Origin of the sequence: Bacillus sp. SIMBA_154 (genome assembly GCF_046536015.1) — a bacterium.
Classification (GTDB): domain Bacteria; phylum Bacillota; class Bacilli; order Bacillales; family Bacillaceae; genus Bacillus; species Bacillus pumilus_P.
The window spans coordinates 1-232 of sequence record NZ_JAWJBV010000716.1 but is presented as its reverse complement, the minus strand read 5'-3'; the positions used below and the strand labels follow the sequence as shown (position 1 = coordinate 232).

Annotated in this window: 1 protein-coding gene; it reads right to left on the bottom strand. The window is 40.9% G+C overall.

Going from position 1 to position 232, the window contains the following annotated elements; all coding sequences use genetic code 11:
• Positions 1-232: hypothetical protein (locus R0K30_RS23740; protein WP_410613509.1), on the bottom strand; the 232-nt coding region annotated here is incomplete at both ends.

The window sequence follows — 232 nt, the reverse complement described above, 5'->3', positions numbered from 1 at the left end:
CATCGGTCGTGACGTTTTTACTTTGATCCGTATTTTCACTCCTGAGGCTTTCACTTTCAAGGTTTTCATTCTCAAAGTCATTGTGCTTAACGTTTGATGAGTGATCTGCAGGCGCAGCTATATTCTTATTTTTAGGATTATACGTCTGTAGTGTGATTTGATGCTCATCATCCAAACGAACTACATCACCAGTTGTCGTCGTAAACTCCAGCCAACTCACATCGTCTTCATG